The sequence below is a fragment of the Phytopseudomonas punonensis genome (assembly GCF_900142655.1).
Classification (GTDB): Bacteria; Pseudomonadota; Gammaproteobacteria; order Pseudomonadales; family Pseudomonadaceae; genus Aquipseudomonas; species Aquipseudomonas punonensis.
In genome coordinates this window covers 271,482-285,969 of record NZ_FRBQ01000002.1, presented here as the reverse complement: position 1 = coordinate 285,969, position 14,488 = coordinate 271,482, and the positions used below count along the sequence as shown (strand labels likewise).

Genomic DNA, 14,488 nt, shown 5'->3' with positions numbered 1-14,488 from the left:
CGGCGCCAGAAAATCACCCGATATTTTTTGACGCCTACCCTAGGTCATCAATCGGTCATCATTCTGTAGTCAAATCATGCGCATCTAGCGGGACGCTTCTATCATGGCTTATAGCCATCTTCCGCTTATGATTTGCATAGAGATCCGCCATGACCGTCACCGAGCAGATGAGCTCACTGGGCCAGATCCTCGCCCACGGCGATTTGCATAGCCTGTTTCAACCCATCGTGTCGGTCGCCGAGCGGCGCGTGCTCGGCTACGAGGCATTAACGCGCGGGCCTTCCAACAGCCCGCTGCATTCGCCACTGACCCTGTTCGCCGCCGCTCGGCAGACCGGCGTGCTCAGCCAGCTGGAGCACGCCTGCCGCAAAAGCGCCTGCCGTCGTTTCAGTGAGCTGAAACTCGACGGGCTACTGTTTCTCAACGTCTCGCCCGACTCACTGCTCGATGCCAATCACCAGCCAGGGCGCACTCTGCAGCTGCTGCAAACCTACGGCATCGCCCCGAGCCGGGTAGTGATAGAGCTGACAGAGCAGTCGCCGACCGACGATTTCTACCTGCTCGACACCGCCCTGCACCACTATCGCGACATGGGTTTCTCCATCGCTCTCGACGATCTGGGTGCTGGCTATTCCAGCCTGCGTCTTTGGTCGGAGCTGCGTCCCGACTACGTGAAGATCGACCGCCACTTCATCGATGGCATTCACCGTGATGCGGTCAAGCGAGAGTTCGTCGGCTCCATCCTGCAAATGGCCAAGGCCTCGCGCGCCAAAGTGATCGCCGAGGGCATCGAACTCGAGGAAGAGCTCGCCGTGCTCTGCGAGATGGGCGTGGACCTGCTGCAGGGGTATCTGCTCTGCCGGCCACAGGAAGACCCACCAAGTGACGCTCGCAAGATGCTGCCAGCAATCGGCCAAGCGCCGACGCCACTGGGCGAAGAAGGCTGCGACCTGACCGCCCTGCTCAACGAGCAACAGGCGGTGTCCATTTCCACGCCCACCGCCGATGTACTGGAGGCATTTCGCGCACAAGCCAACCTCAACTCCCTGGCCGTACTGGACGACGCCCAGCGCCCGGTCGGCATCGTGCACCGCCATTCGCTCTCCGACGTGCTGCTCAAGCCGTTCGCCACCGAGCTGTACGCACGCAAGCCGATCAGCCGGCTGATGAGCAATGATTTTCTCGCGGTAGAAATCGGTCAGTCGCTGCAGCAGGTCAGCCGGCTACTGACCAGCCGAGCTCGTCAGCGCATCGAAGAGGATTTCATCATCACCATCGACGGTTGTTACCAGGGCCTTGGCCGGGTAATCGACGTGCTCAAACTGATCACTGAGCTGAAGATCCAGCAGGCCCGCTATGCCAACCCACTGACCCTGCTGCCGGGCAACGTGCCTATTCAGCAATGCCTGACGCGCCTTTTACAGCAGAACCGCGAAGCAGCGGTTTGTTACGTCGACATCGACAGTTTCAAACCCTTCAACGATCTCTACGGCTACGCCAAGGGCGACGAGGTGCTGCTATGCCTGGCCCACTGCCTGAACGAGCGCATCGACCCCAGCCGTGATTTCGTCGGCCATATCGGCGGCGATGATTTTCTACTGGTGTTCGGCTCCAAAGACTGGCGCACCCGCCTCAACCAGCTACTCGAAGACTTCCAGAGCCAGTGCCGGCGCTTCTACTTGGACGAGCACCTGGATGCTGGCTGCTTCGTCAGCCACAACCGCCAGGGTCAACGCGAGGAGTTTCCGCTGCTCTCACTATCGCTTGGCGTGGTGCACCTGCACCCAGAGCACTGTGCGCTGCTGGATGCCAGCGAGCTGGCTGGTCTGGCGTCGGAAGCCAAACGTCACGCTAAAGAGGTGCCAGGCTACAGCCTGCATGTGATCGATACTCATACGCTGCAGGAGCGCCCAACTCAGGTCTGCGGCGGATAATCGAACTCGAACACCCGAGCCACTTCAGAGGCGTGCCAGGAGGCGGCAGCAACTCCGTCGGGCGCGCCCTCGAAGCGACCCAGGCGGGTGACGCACTCGAAAAAGCCCGTGCGTGGCAGGCGGCTGGCGCCCTGGCTGATGACCAGCGCGCTACGCAGCGGGCGTTCGGCGCGGGCATCGAGTGCGGCAAGGTGCTCAAGCGCGGCGGTCAGGGTTTGCATCGCGGGCGCTGGCAGCGACAGACGCTCGATCAGCGCGCGATAGGTCAACAGGTGGCGCTGGCGCCGGGCATCGTCGAGGGCCGCGAGCAGCGCCTCCCAGTGCGCGCGGCTGATGCGCACGCTCACGCTTCCCAGCCGGAGATGCCGAGCACCCAGGCCAGTGCACGCAAAATGGCCGCATCAGGTTGGCGCTCGCCGCTCTCGATCATGCCCAGGTAGTGCGGGCTAATGCCCACGGCACGGGCCAACTCATCACGGCTCAAGCCTTTGCCTTCGCGCAATGCGCTCAACTCGCTCAGCGGTTTGGCTGCGTCGGTATTCGGCTGGCTTGGCTGCGCACCTTCGGTTCTGCCGGCGGCCTGAAGCAACGCCTGATAATCGGCCCACGGCAAGACTGCGTATTCCGGCTCACCGTCACGCTCGATCACTTGTACATTCATGCTTCATTTCTCCGCGAGGCGCAGCATCCCTCTGCATAATCATCGACTCTGGGCCACACCATGAGCCGCATACTACCAGCCATCGGGCTTGACGCGCTCATCAGGCAGGCGGATGCGACCTTCAGACTCGGGCCTCGGCGCCCTGCATGAAGAACTGCAGCAACGAGGTCCCCATGCTTGCCCGTGCGACACGACCGCGACGCTCGCCATCGACCAGGCCGAACAGCAGCGAGGCAAACAGCTCGGTCAGCACCGGCGCGCCGATGTCGATGCGCAAGACGCCTTCCTGCTGCCCGCGCAGGAAAAACTGATCCAGCGCATTGGTATACGGCAGCCAGCGCGCCTCTTCACCGCACTCGTGCAGTGAATCCGGGCGCCACTGGAACATCAGAAACACCAGCAGATCGCGATGCACCAGGTGCCCGTCCACCAGGCGTTGCAAGGCTTCGGGCACCGGCGCATGCTGCAGGTCGGCCTCGGCGATGACCTGGTTCATCACCTCTGAGCCATAGTCGAAGAGCATTTCGATCAGGTTGTCGCGGGTGCCGCAGAAACGGTTCAAGGTTGCCTTGCTCACACCTGCCGCCTGGGCGATTTCCTTGAACGTGCCACGCGGCTGCTCGACCATCGCTACGGCCAGCGCCTTGAGCAGTTTTTCTTCAACGACAGGTCTTTGCATCAATACGGTCTTCTCGGGGCTGTTATCAGCACGGTGCGCCATTGTGCAGCAAAGCCACAACTGTTCAAAAGAGCAGCCAAGTTTAGTCACACAAAATGCAAATGAGGCAATATTGACTCACATGCACCTATAAACGACCATTCGAGCCTTTCGACGACTAACTGGATTGGGCATAGCCCCAGGTGAAGCATGAGCAGGATTCGCACACGTCACGTCGTATCGGCGGCCACCCTTTCGATCTTCATCACCCTCGCCGGCTGCGACAAAGGTGAGCAAGGCTGGGGCGAGGCGCCGCCTCGTGAGGTGGACGTGCTCACCATAAAGACCGAACCCTTCACCGTGGTCGCCGAATTGCCGGGCCGTATCGAGCCTGTGCGCGTCGCCGAGGTTCGTGCCCGGGTTGCTGGCATCGTACTCAAGCGCACCTTCGAGGAAGGCGCTGACGTCAAGGCCGGCGACCTGCTGTTCCAGATCGACCCCGCCCCGTTCAAGGCCGCGCTGTCGCGTGCCGAGGGCGAACTGGCGCGCGCTGAAGCGCAGCTGTTCCAGGCTCAGGCCACGGTCAAGCGCTATGAGCCGCTGGTGAAGATCGCCGCGGTCAGCCAGCAGGACTTCGACGTCGCCCGCGCCACTCTGCAAAGTGCCCTGGCTGACAAACGCTCGGCACAGGCCAGTGTTGAAACCGCCAAGCTGGACGTGGGCTACGCCCAGGTTCGCGCGCCCATCGCTGGGCGTATTGGCCGTGCTCAGGTAACCGAAGGCGCGCTAGTCGGCCAGGGTGAAACCACCCTGCTCGCCCGCATCCAGCAACTTGATCCGGTGTATGCCGATTTCAGCCAGCCGGCTGCCGATGCACTGCGCCTGCGCGCCGCCATCGCCGACGGCAAGGTTTCTGGCGACGGCGATAAAGCGTTGTCATTGCGTGTCGATGGCACCGATATCGAGAGCAAGGGCACCCTGCTGTTCACTGATATTTCGGTAGACCGCAGCACCGGGCAGATTGCCCTGCGCGGACGCTTCGACAACCCACAAGGCGTGCTGCTGCCTGGCATGTACGTGCGCGTGCGCACGCCCCAGGGACTCGACCAAGAGGCCATTCTGGTGCCGCAGCGCGCGGTGCAACGCTCTGCCGACGGCAAGGCCAGCGTGATGCTGCTTGGCGCCGACAATACCGTACAGGCGCAGCCGGTCACTACCGGTGTCATGCAAGGCGCGCGCTGGCAGATCAGCGAAGGGTTGAAGGCCGGTGACAAGGTCATCGTCACGTCCCTTGGCGCGATTCAGCCAGGTGCCAAGGTCGTGCCACGTGAAGAAGGTGCGCCAGCTTCTGACGCCTCAGCCAGCCAACCCAAGGCGCAGTAAGCCGGAGCTCATCACATGACGTCCCTGTTTTTTATCCGGCGCCCCAATTTTGCCTGGGTAGTCGCCTTGTTCATCACCATGGGCGGCCTACTAGCCATCCCCTTTCTGCCCGTGGCGCAATACCCTAACGTGGCGCCGCCGCAGATCACCGTTACCGCGACCTACCCCGGCGCGTCGGCGCAGGTGCTGACCGATTCGGTCACCAGCGTGATCGAGGAAGAACTCAATGGCGCGAAGAACCTGCTCTACTTCGAGTCCACCAGCAACGCCAACGGCATCGCCGAGATCACCGTGACCTTCCAGCCCGGCACCGACCCGGAACTGGCTCAGGTCGACGTGCAGAACCGCTTGAAGCGTGCCGAGGCGCGCATGCCCCAGGCCGTGCTGACCCTTGGCATCCAGACCGAACAGGCCACAGCCGGCTTTTTGCTGATCTACGCCCTGAGCTACAAGGACGGCAGCGCCAACGACGACACCACGGCTCTGGCTGACTATGCGGCGCGCAACATCAACAACGAGATCCGCCGCGTAACCGGTGTGGGCAAGCTGCAGTTCTTCGCCTCCGAAGCGGCGATGCGCGTATGGATCGACCCGCAGAAGCTGGTCGGTTACGGCCTGTCGATCGATGACGTCAACAACGCCATCCGTGCCCAGAACGTGCAGGTGCCAGCCGGTGCCTTCGGCAGTACGCCGGGCACGGCAGAGCAGGAGCTGACCGCGACGCTGGCGGTCAAGGGCACCCTGGACAACCCCGAGGAATTCGCCGCCATCGTGCTGCGCGCCAATCAGGACGGCTCGCGCCTGACCCTGGGCGACGTCGCGCGTATCGAAGTAGGCAGCCAGGACTACAACTTCGGTTCGCGCCAGGACGGCAAGCCGGCCGTGGCCGCCGCCGTGCAGCTGGCGCCAGGCGCCAACGCCATCCAGACCGCCGAAGCGGTCAAGCAACGCCTTACCGAACTGTCGGCCAACTTTCCGGACAACGTGCAGTTCTCCATGCCGTACGACACCTCGCGGTTCGTCGACGTAGCCATCGACAAGGTCATCATGACCCTGGCCGAAGCAATGGTGTTGGTGTTCCTGGTGATGTTCCTGTTCCTGCAGAACGTTCGCTACACCCTGATTCCGTCCATCGTGGTACCGGTGTGCCTGCTCGGCACATTGACCTTCATGTACCTGCTGGGCTTCTCGGTGAACATGATGACCATGTTCGGCATGGTGTTGGCCATCGGTATTCTGGTCGACGACGCCATCGTGGTGGTCGAGAACGTCGAGCGGATCATGGCCGAAGAAGGCCTCGACCCCGTCCCTGCGACGGTCAAGGCCATGGGCCAGGTCTCCGGGGCGATTCTGGGCATCACCCTGGTGCTGTCGGCGGTGTTCCTGCCCCTGGCGTTCATGTCCGGCTCGGTGGGTGTGATCTACCAGCAGTTCTCGCTGTCGCTGGCGGTGTCGATCCTGTTCTCGGGCTTCCTGGCGCTGACCTTCACGCCCGCGCTTTGCGCCACGATCCTCAAGCCGATCCCTCAAGGGCACCATGAAAAGACTGGCTTCTTCGGCTGGTTCAACCGCAAGTTCACCGGGCTGACAAACCGCTACACGAAGCTCAACAGCAAACTGGTACCGCGTGCCGGTCGTTTCATGTTCATTTACCTGGGCATCGTGATCCTGATGGGCTTTTTCTACCTGCGCCTGCCGGAATCCTTCGTGCCGGTCGAAGACCAGGGCTACATGATCGTCGATATCCAGCTACCGCCGGGCTCCACCCGCGAGCGCACCTCGTCGACCGCCAAGCAGCTGGAGGAATTCCTTGCCAGCCGCGAGGCCGTGGCCACTTCGTTCGTGGTACTAGGCTTCAGCTTCTCGGGCATGGGTGAAAATGCTGCCATCGCCTTCCCGCTGCTTAAGGACTGGTCAGAGCGCAACTCAGAGCAGTCGGTACAGGCCGAGACCACAGCGGTCAACGGCCGCTTCGCCAACCTCGACGACGGCGCCATGATGGCCGTTCCACCGCCACCGATCGAAGGCCTGGGCAACTCCGGCGGTTTCTCCCTGCGCCTGCAGGACCGGGGTGGGCTCGGCCGTGATGCCTTACTGGCAGCTCGGGATGAAGTGCTCGGCAAGGTCAACGGTAACCCGCTGTTCCTCTACGGCATGATGGAAGGCCTGGCCGAAGCGCCACAACTGCGGCTGGTCATCGACCGCGATCAGGCACGCGCTCAAGGCGTCAGCTTCGAGTCGATCAGCAGTGCGCTGTCTACCGCGTTTGGCTCCTCGGTGATCAACGACTTCGCCAACGCCGGCCGTCAACAGCGCGTCGTCGTGCAGGCCGAGCAAGGCGCGCGTATGACGCCGGACAGCGTGCTAAAACTGCACGTGCCCAACGACAGCGGCGGCCTGGTGCCACTAAGCGCCTTCGTGACCACCCAATGGGAACAAGGCCCGGTGCAGGTAGCCCGTTACAACGGTTACCCGTCGATCCGTATTTCCGGCGATGCCGCGCCAGGCGTCAGCACCGGCGAGGCCATGGCCGAGCTGGAGCGCATCGCCGCCGGGCTGCCGGAAGGCATAGGCTACGAATGGACCGGGCTTTCCTATCAGGAGAAGGTCGCCAGCGGTCAGGCGACAATCCTCTTCGCCCTGGCCATCGTAGTGGTGTTCCTGCTGCTGGTCGCGCTCTACGAGAGCTGGGCGATCCCATTGGCGGTGATGCTTATCGTGCCGGTCGGCGCCCTCGGCGCGGTCCTTGCGGTGACAGCCATCGGCTTGCCGAACGACGTGTACTTCAAGGTCGGCCTGATCACCGTGATCGGCCTGGCAGCGAAGAACGCGATTCTCATCGTCGAGTTCGCCAAGGACCTGTGGGAGGACGGTTACTCGCTGCGCGATGCCGCCATCGAAGCCGCACGCCTGCGCTTCCGACCAATCATCATGACCTCCATGGCCTTTATGCTCGGCGTCGTGCCGCTGGTGATCGCCAGCGGCGCCGGTGCGGCCAGCCAGCGCGCCATCGGCACCGGGGTACTGGGTGGCATGTTCAGCGCGACCTTGCTGGGGGTGATCTTCGTACCGATATTCTTCGTGTGGGTGCTGTCGCTGCTGCGTGCCAAACCGCAGCAAACCGATAACCATCCCCTGCATAAGGCGGAGTGAGGCCATCGCCTCTAGGACATGCTGCGCCCAGATATTCTGACGGGCGACTGGGTAGGCCCGCCGCAAGGCACGCTTACCTGGACCGGCAAGCATGGTGACTGCAACGCGCGGGCCGTTACAGCGGCTCGTGCAGCTCAGTAGACTCGCGACAGCGCAGCCTTGGCGACCTTGATGCCTTCGCTGCGCTCCAACTCGCCCTTCATCGTGCCTTCAGCGCGTACGAAGCGAATATCGTTAATGCCCAGGAACTTGAAGAAGCTGCACAGATACGGCTCCTGAAAATCCATCAGCGCCTGCGACCCGTGGGAATAGAAACCGCCACATACCGACACCACGATCACGCACTTGCCGCCCGCCAGGCCAACGGTACCGTTTTGCGTGTAGTTGAAGGTGCGCCCCAACTGCGCGATCCGGTCGAGCCAGGCCTTCAGCTGGGTAGATATCGAGAAGTTGTACATCGGCGCGCCGATGACCAGGATATTGCTAGCCAGAAATTCGCTGACCAGCCTCTCGGACAGCTGATGTTCCTGCCTGGTAACTGCATCGAATTCACCCGTTTTGAGCCCATCAAAGCCTGCGAAGATCGAGCCGGTAAGGTGATTGACGGGCGTTTCGACCAAGTCGCGATAGGTCACTTCGGCGTCCGGATAAACTGCCCGCAGATGACTGATTGCCAGAGCAGACAGCTCCTTGCTCAATGAGCTGTCGCCCGAGATGCTCGAGTCCACATGCAGGATTTTCATGCGTAGGTTACTTCCATGCCGAACCAGTTGAAACAGTGATTGAGCGCGGCAGGTCGAGATGACGTCTGCATTCGTAGGCTCATTCGGTTTTCAGTACACAGGGCGTATCGAGGCCATCGATCAGCCGCTGCGCCCGGGAAAACAGAAAGCCTTGCACCCACTGCGCTTCGCAGTCCAGGCCCATCGCCAGGTCATCAGCGGTCTCGACCCCCTCGACCACCACGTGGGGAGCCAAGGTGTTACACAGCCCGACAAGGTGCCTGAGGGTCTTGGCATGCAGCGAGGAGCGCCGCGCGCGCTGCACGTAGCCCTGGTCGATCTTGATGATGTCGGGCTGTGCATGCTGGATGAACGCCAGTGTTCCAAAGCCCGAACCAAAGTCGTCGATGGCCACATGGCAGCCAGTGCTACGCAACTGGTGAACGAACTCGACGGCTTGGTCATGGCTGTTCGGCGCCGAGCTTTCGGTAATTTCGATGACCAGGCGCGAGGCGACTTCGCTGTCGGCCAAACGCTGCAGAACCTGCTCCCAGTAGTAATCGAGGCTGGTGCTCTGCGCGGAGACGTTGCACCCGAGCGTCAGGTTCGGGTAGCTCTGCAACAAAGCGATGATGGCATCGACGACACAACGATCAAGCCGGCGTATCGCGTGCTTGCGCTCCAACACGGCGAACGGATTGAAGCCCAAAGGCTCACCGTTGCTGCGCAGCAAACCTTCCTGATAGAGCGATCGCTGAGGATCGGCTGCCGCTTTCACCGACTGGAACGCAAGGTGAAAGCGACCGAGCTGCAGTTGCTCGTAAAAATGCCGCACTCGAGCCTCGTCCGAAGAGCTGGTGGCTGCGGAGATAGCATCCAGATTGAGCATCTGGCGCTCTGCGAACATCGAGGGCATCACACAACTTCCATGACTGATCAACGTAGCTGCGATCTCGCAAACGTTTGCTATGGCGGCTCAATGCCACTCTTCGATAAGATCGCCAACCACATTGGTGTAAATTTGCACAATTGCTTCGCCCGCCCACCGCCTAGTCGTACCAGGCTGGAGTGCAACAGTTCACGAGGCGGCTATTGATTTTGTGCTCGGAGAGGTAAGCGCCAGAGACAGCGCTCAAGCGCTTCTGTCAGGCCGTAAGAGGTCTGAAACAAAAGAGCGCGTATGTTCCCAGCACGCGGCCTTAACGAACAGTGTTCCGGTACACCCGTTTGTTGTCCGCACGCCCCTGCTCCACTCCTATATCAGCCGTCGGCCTTCAGGAAAAACGATGTACACAGTGACCAGCAGTTGTTTCCAGGTGATGGCTAAAACCATGCTTGAACAAGGCGTCGACCCAAGCAAACTCGACCAGCAACTGCTGCAAGCGCTAGACAGCGGCGCGCCAATACAGCTGCCGCAGATATACAGTCTGTTTACCCAGGCACGCGAGCAGACCGGCAACCCGGATATCGGCCTGGGCACTTACACACATGCACACCCCAGCGCCCTGGGCGTGCAGTGCTACCCGATGATGTCCAGCCCGACACTGGGTCACGCCCTCAAGTTGATGGTGGATTACCACCCGCTGGTCACCAATGGCTCGCACTACCTGCTCGAGCAGCGCCAGGGCGTCCTCAAGCTGATTGGCCTGGAGACCGGCGCCTCGCCGGCGCCCGCTCCGCGAGCCTTTATCGATGCGGGTGCGGCCCTGACCCTGGGCGTGCTCCATTGGCTGACACCGCACCAACGCCCCACGCCGCTGGGTGCTGAGTTCACCTATCCGGAACCGGCAGATACCAGCCGCTTACGGCAGCTGTTCGGCAACAATCTGCACTTCTGCGCGCCGCACAACAGCCTAATGTTCCGCGAGCGCGATGGCGCCATTGCCTTGCCCACGGCAGACGCGGCACTGCACGTATTGCATCAGGAATACGCACAATCGCGCCTGGATGATCTGGTCAACGGCTCGGTAGCCGCACGCGTGGCAAGGCTGCTGAAGCAGCAACTTACGCTGGGCATCAATCTGGACCTGAGCGAAGTCGCCAACACCCTGACGCTCAGCAAACGCAGCCTGCAAAAAGCGCTGGAACGTGAGGCGGTGAGTTTTATCCAGCTGCAGGAAGAGTCGCGCCTCAAGCTGGCGCACAATCTGCTGCGCAACTCCACACGCAGCCTCAAGTACATCTCAGCGACGCTGGGTTTTCGTGACCAGAGCAGTTTTCACAAGGCGAGCATCCGCTGGTTCGGCATGTCGCCAAGCCACTACCGCAGCCATGAGAATGCCTGCTGAAATAGCCGTCACTGCCTGACAGTACGAACCTGCCTGCTGAGGGTCATTTAGGTTGAATGGGGTTGGTCCAGATTACTGTCTGCCTAGCATTGCGCCAGGGCATTGAAAACTCGGATTAGGCGTGGCCAGCACACATTGCAAATCAACTGACCAATGCGACAACGCCGAGGCTGAGCATGGCTCAACCTCGGCGTTGTCGTGACTAGATCATCGAACGCCCGGCTACTGCATCAGGTGTTCAACTCACCTTTCAGGCCCCGCGTGCCTCACTCGGCGCCTGCTTATGCCACAGGGTGGGAATCAGGAACACGATGGCCAACAGGCACGCGCCGATCAGCAGCACGAAGCCGCCATCCCAACCAAAGTGGTCAACGGTGTAACCCATGGCCGCGCTCGCAGCCACCGAGCCACCCAGGTAGCCGAACAAACCGGTGAAGCCAGCAGCGGTACCTGCCGCCTTCTTCGGCGCGAGCTCCAGTGCATGCAGACCAATCAGCATTACCGGGCCGTAGATCAGGAAGCCGATGGAGAACAGCGCCGCCATATCAACGAATGGGTTACCCGGCGGGTTGAGCCAGTACACCACGGTGGCGACGGTCACCAGGCCCATGAACACCACGCCAGTCAGGCCGCGGTTGCCACGGAACACTTTGTCCGACATCCAGCCGCACAGCAGCGTGCCCGGAATACCTGCCCACTCGTAGAAGAAATACGCCCAGGAAGTTTTGTCGACGGTGAAATGCTTGACCTCTTTCAGATAGGTCGGCGCCCAGTCCAGTACGCCATAGCGCAACAGGTAGACGAACACATTGGCCAGGGCGATGAACCACAGCATTTTGTTGCGCAGCACGTACTTGACGAAGATGTCCCGGGTGCTGAATTCCTGCTCGTGGCTATCGTCATAGCCTTCCGGGTAATCGTTCTTGTACTTCTCGATTGGCGGCAGGCCAACCGATTGCGGCGTGTCGCGCATGGTCGCGAAGGCAAATACGGCTACCAACATCGCCACTGCAGCAGGCACGTAAAACGCTGAGTGCCAGTCGTTGAACAGGCCCATGCCAATCAGGAACAGCGGGCCGATCAAACCACCACCCACGTTGTGCGCGACGTTCCACACCGAAACCACGCCACCGCGTTCTTTCTGCGACCACCAGTGCACCATGGTCCGGCCACTTGGCGGCCAACCCATGCCCTGGGCCCAGCCGTTGATGAACAGCAGGATGAACATCATGGTGACGCTGGACGTCGCCCATGGCGCGAAACCGAATACGAACATCACGGCCGCCGAGACCATCAGGCCGAACGGCAGGAAGTAGCGTGGGTTGGAGCGATCGGAAATGAGCCCCATAAGGAACTTCGACAGACCATAGGAGATGGCAATGGCAGACATCGCCAAGCCAAGCTGACCACGGCTATAACCCTCTTCCTCGATCAGGTAGGGCATGGCCAGGGAGAAGTTCTTGCGAAGCAGGTAGTAACCGGCATAGCCGATGAAGATACCGGCGAAGATCTGCCAGCGAAGGCGGCGGTAGGTACTGTCTATCTGGTCATCGGGCAGGGTTTCCCGATGTGGCGCGGGGCGAAAGAAGGCAAACATCCTTGGACTCCAGTTCTTGTTTTAGCTGCACATGCGAATGTGACAATTGTGTGACATTTTCATTTGCGAAAATAACACTCGCTAGTGAAGCGGTAAAGCCGGAAACCTGTTGGAATTCGAACCAAACAAACTATTCGGACGAAGAACACCCGCGAAATTCATTTTCTGCTGCCAGATGGTCTACGTATGGCTCTTTGCTGAGCCTGCGCGTAGTCAGCTCGAACAGCCGCGCATGCAGCAAGTGCCGAAATCAGCGAAGTGGTGAAGGCAAGGTCACGCGAATGCAGCCCGCCACTAGAACCATGTAGCAGGCGACGAATCAGGAGAAACGCATAAACCAGAAACAAGAAAAGCGGCCAATGGCCGCTTTTCAGGAAACCCGCTTGAGGCAGGTGGATATGGCGCAGCGGACGGGACTCGAACCCGCGACCCCCGGCGTGACAGGCCGGTATTCTAACCGACTGAACTACCGCTGCGTGTCGGTGGACTTTCGTCCGAACAACTCTTTCTTCGTCAGATGTAAAAGCTGAGCTTTCGCATCACATCTCAGATCAGGATCTAGGATGGAAAATATGGCGCAGCGGACGGGACTCGAACCCGCGACCCCCGGCGTGACAGGCCGGTATTCTAACCGACTGAACTACCGCTGCGCGTCGGTGGACTTGCGTCCGATTCTCTCAAGGCAAGTGGTGGGTGATGACGGGATCGAACCGCCGACCCTCTGCTTGTAAGGCAGATGCTCTCCCGGCTGAGCTAATCACCCTTGGCCTTGCGAGGAGGCGAAATTTACGCGGCGGCCTTACCTAAGTCAAGGCCCCGCTTCGATTTTTTCGAAAATAATAGTTTTTACAGTGCAGCCAGACCACGAGCCAGATCTGCTTTGAGGTCCGCAACGTCTTCCAGGCCAACGGCCACGCGAATCAGGCTGTCACGAATACCGGCATTGGCCCGCTCCTGCGGCGAGAGACGGCCATGGGAGGTGGTCGCCGGATGAGCGATGGTGGTCTTGGTGTCGCCCAGGTTGGTGGTGATCGAAATCACCCGCGTGGCATCGATAAAGCGCCAGGCGCCCTCCTTGCCTCCCTTGACCTCGAAACTGACCACCGCACCAAAGGCGCTCTGCTGACGCGCCGCCAGCTCATGTTGCGGATGACTAGCCAGCCCTGCGTAGTACACCTTCTCGATGCCATCCTGCTGCTCCAGCCAACGCGCCAGCTCCAACGCACTGCCGCAGTGGGCTTGCATGCGGATGCGCAGGGTTTCGAGGCCCTTGAGGAAGATCCACGCGTTGAACGGGCTAAGCGTCGGCCCTGCGGTGCGCAGAAAACCCACCACGTCAGTCATCAGCTTGGCACTGCCGGCGACTACGCCGCCCATGGCACGGCCTTGACCGTCGATGAACTTGGTCGCCGAGTGCATGACGATATCCGCACCGAGCTTCAGTGGCTGTTGCAATGCCGGCGTGCAGAAACAGTTGTCCACCGCCAGCAACGCGCCATGCTCATGGGCAATCTGCGCCAGCGCGGCGATGTCCACCAGTTCAGCCAGCGGATTGGAAGGCGATTCGACGAACAGCAGCTTGGTCGTCGGTTTGAATGCTTCGCGCCAGCCCTGCAGATCAGCCAGCGGCACGTAGTCGACCTGCACGCCAAAGCGCTTCAGGTACTTCTCGAACAGGCTGATGGTCGAGCCGAACACGCTGCGTGAAACCAGCACATGGTCACCGGCGCTACAGAAGCTCATGACGATGGACAGGATTGCCGACATACCAGAAGCCGTGGCGACTGCCTGCTCAGCGCCTTCCATGGCCGCGATACGCTCTTCAAAGGCGCGCACGGTCGGGTTGGTGTAACGCGAGTAGACGTTGCCCGGCACTTCGCCGGCAAAGCGCGCGGCCGCATCGGCGGCGGTGCGGAATACATAGCTGGACGTGGTGAACAGCGCCTCGCTGTGCTCGCCTTCCGGTGTGCGATGCTGCCCAGCACGCACCGCTAGGGTGTCGAAACCTACACCGTCCAGATCGCTATTGAGCCGACCCGCATCCCAATCCTGCGTCATATCGCGTCCTCCTCCAGAAACCAATCCGGGCCAC

The 14,488-nt window shown here is 60.9% G+C and carries 11 protein-coding genes and 3 tRNA genes; 4 read left to right on the top strand and 10 right to left on the bottom strand.

Features of this window, described 5'->3' with window-relative positions:
- Positions 1-149: 149 nt before the first annotated feature.
- Positions 150-1,934, top strand: a complete 1,785-nt coding sequence (locus BUC40_RS07985; protein ID WP_073264388.1) for a bifunctional diguanylate cyclase/phosphodiesterase — start codon at positions 150-152, stop codon at positions 1,932-1,934.
- Here the strand turns inward: BUC40_RS07985 and BUC40_RS07980 are convergent.
- From BUC40_RS07980 to BUC40_RS07970, 3 genes are all read right to left on the bottom strand, one after another.
- Positions 1,916-2,281, bottom strand: a complete 366-nt coding sequence (locus BUC40_RS07980) for a hypothetical protein (protein ID WP_073264386.1) — start codon at positions 2,279-2,281, stop codon at positions 1,916-1,918. The genes BUC40_RS07985 and BUC40_RS07980 overlap by 19 nt on opposite strands.
- Positions 2,278-2,595, bottom strand: coding sequence for a helix-turn-helix domain-containing protein (locus BUC40_RS07975; protein WP_073264384.1), 318 nt, complete (start codon positions 2,593-2,595; stop codon positions 2,278-2,280). The genes BUC40_RS07980 and BUC40_RS07975 overlap by 4 nt, the downstream gene beginning before the upstream one ends.
- Before the next feature lie 121 nt (positions 2,596-2,716).
- Positions 2,717-3,274: a TetR/AcrR family transcriptional regulator gene (locus BUC40_RS07970; protein ID WP_073265160.1), complete on the bottom strand. Its 558-nt coding sequence runs from the start codon at positions 3,272-3,274 to the stop codon at positions 2,717-2,719.
- A 189-nt stretch (positions 3,275-3,463) separates the two neighbouring features.
- Between BUC40_RS07970 and BUC40_RS07965 the strand changes: the two genes are divergently transcribed.
- On the top strand, positions 3,464-4,636 hold the full coding sequence (locus BUC40_RS07965) for an efflux RND transporter periplasmic adaptor subunit (protein ID WP_073264382.1): 1,173 nt from the start codon (positions 3,464-3,466) through the stop codon (positions 4,634-4,636).
- Positions 4,637-4,651: 15 nt separating this feature from the next.
- A complete protein-coding gene (locus BUC40_RS07960) occupies positions 4,652-7,789 on the top strand; it encodes an efflux RND transporter permease subunit (RefSeq protein WP_073264380.1) in 3,138 nt (1,045 codons plus the stop codon).
- A 134-nt stretch (positions 7,790-7,923) separates the two neighbouring features.
- On the opposite strand, the gene BUC40_RS07955 is transcribed toward BUC40_RS07960, so the two are convergent.
- On the bottom strand, positions 7,924-8,532 hold the full coding sequence (locus BUC40_RS07955) for an FMN-dependent NADH-azoreductase (RefSeq protein ID WP_073264378.1): 609 nt from the start codon (positions 8,530-8,532) through the stop codon (positions 7,924-7,926).
- A gap of 79 nt (positions 8,533-8,611) precedes the next feature.
- On the bottom strand, positions 8,612-9,400 hold the full coding sequence (locus BUC40_RS07950) for an EAL domain-containing protein (RefSeq protein WP_073265158.1): 789 nt from the start codon (positions 9,398-9,400) through the stop codon (positions 8,612-8,614).
- Between the two features lie 397 nt (positions 9,401-9,797).
- Between BUC40_RS07950 and BUC40_RS07945 the strand changes: the two genes are divergently transcribed.
- The gene (locus tag BUC40_RS07945; protein WP_073264376.1) at positions 9,798-10,799 is read left to right on the top strand and encodes an AraC family transcriptional regulator; all 1,002 of its coding nucleotides are present in this window, start codon (positions 9,798-9,800) and stop codon (positions 10,797-10,799) included.
- 250 nt (positions 10,800-11,049) lie between these two features.
- Here BUC40_RS07945 and glpT read toward each other — a convergent pair whose 3' ends face one another.
- The 5 genes from glpT to BUC40_RS07920 form a co-directional block, all read right to left on the bottom strand.
- Complete coding sequence (glpT, locus tag BUC40_RS07940) at positions 11,050-12,396, bottom strand: glycerol-3-phosphate transporter (RefSeq protein WP_073264374.1); 1,347 nt, start codon at positions 12,394-12,396, stop codon at positions 11,050-11,052.
- A 399-nt stretch (positions 12,397-12,795) separates the two neighbouring features.
- A tRNA-Asp gene (locus BUC40_RS07935) sits at positions 12,796-12,872 on the bottom strand.
- A gap of 97 nt (positions 12,873-12,969) precedes the next feature.
- Positions 12,970-13,046, bottom strand: a tRNA-Asp gene (locus BUC40_RS07930).
- Positions 13,047-13,083: 37 nt separating this feature from the next.
- A tRNA-Val gene (locus tag BUC40_RS07925) sits at positions 13,084-13,159 on the bottom strand.
- An 83-nt stretch (positions 13,160-13,242) separates the two neighbouring features.
- Complete coding sequence (locus BUC40_RS07920) at positions 13,243-14,454, bottom strand: O-succinylhomoserine sulfhydrylase (protein ID WP_073264372.1); 1,212 nt, start codon at positions 14,452-14,454, stop codon at positions 13,243-13,245.
- Between the last annotated feature and the right edge of the window lie 34 nt (positions 14,455-14,488).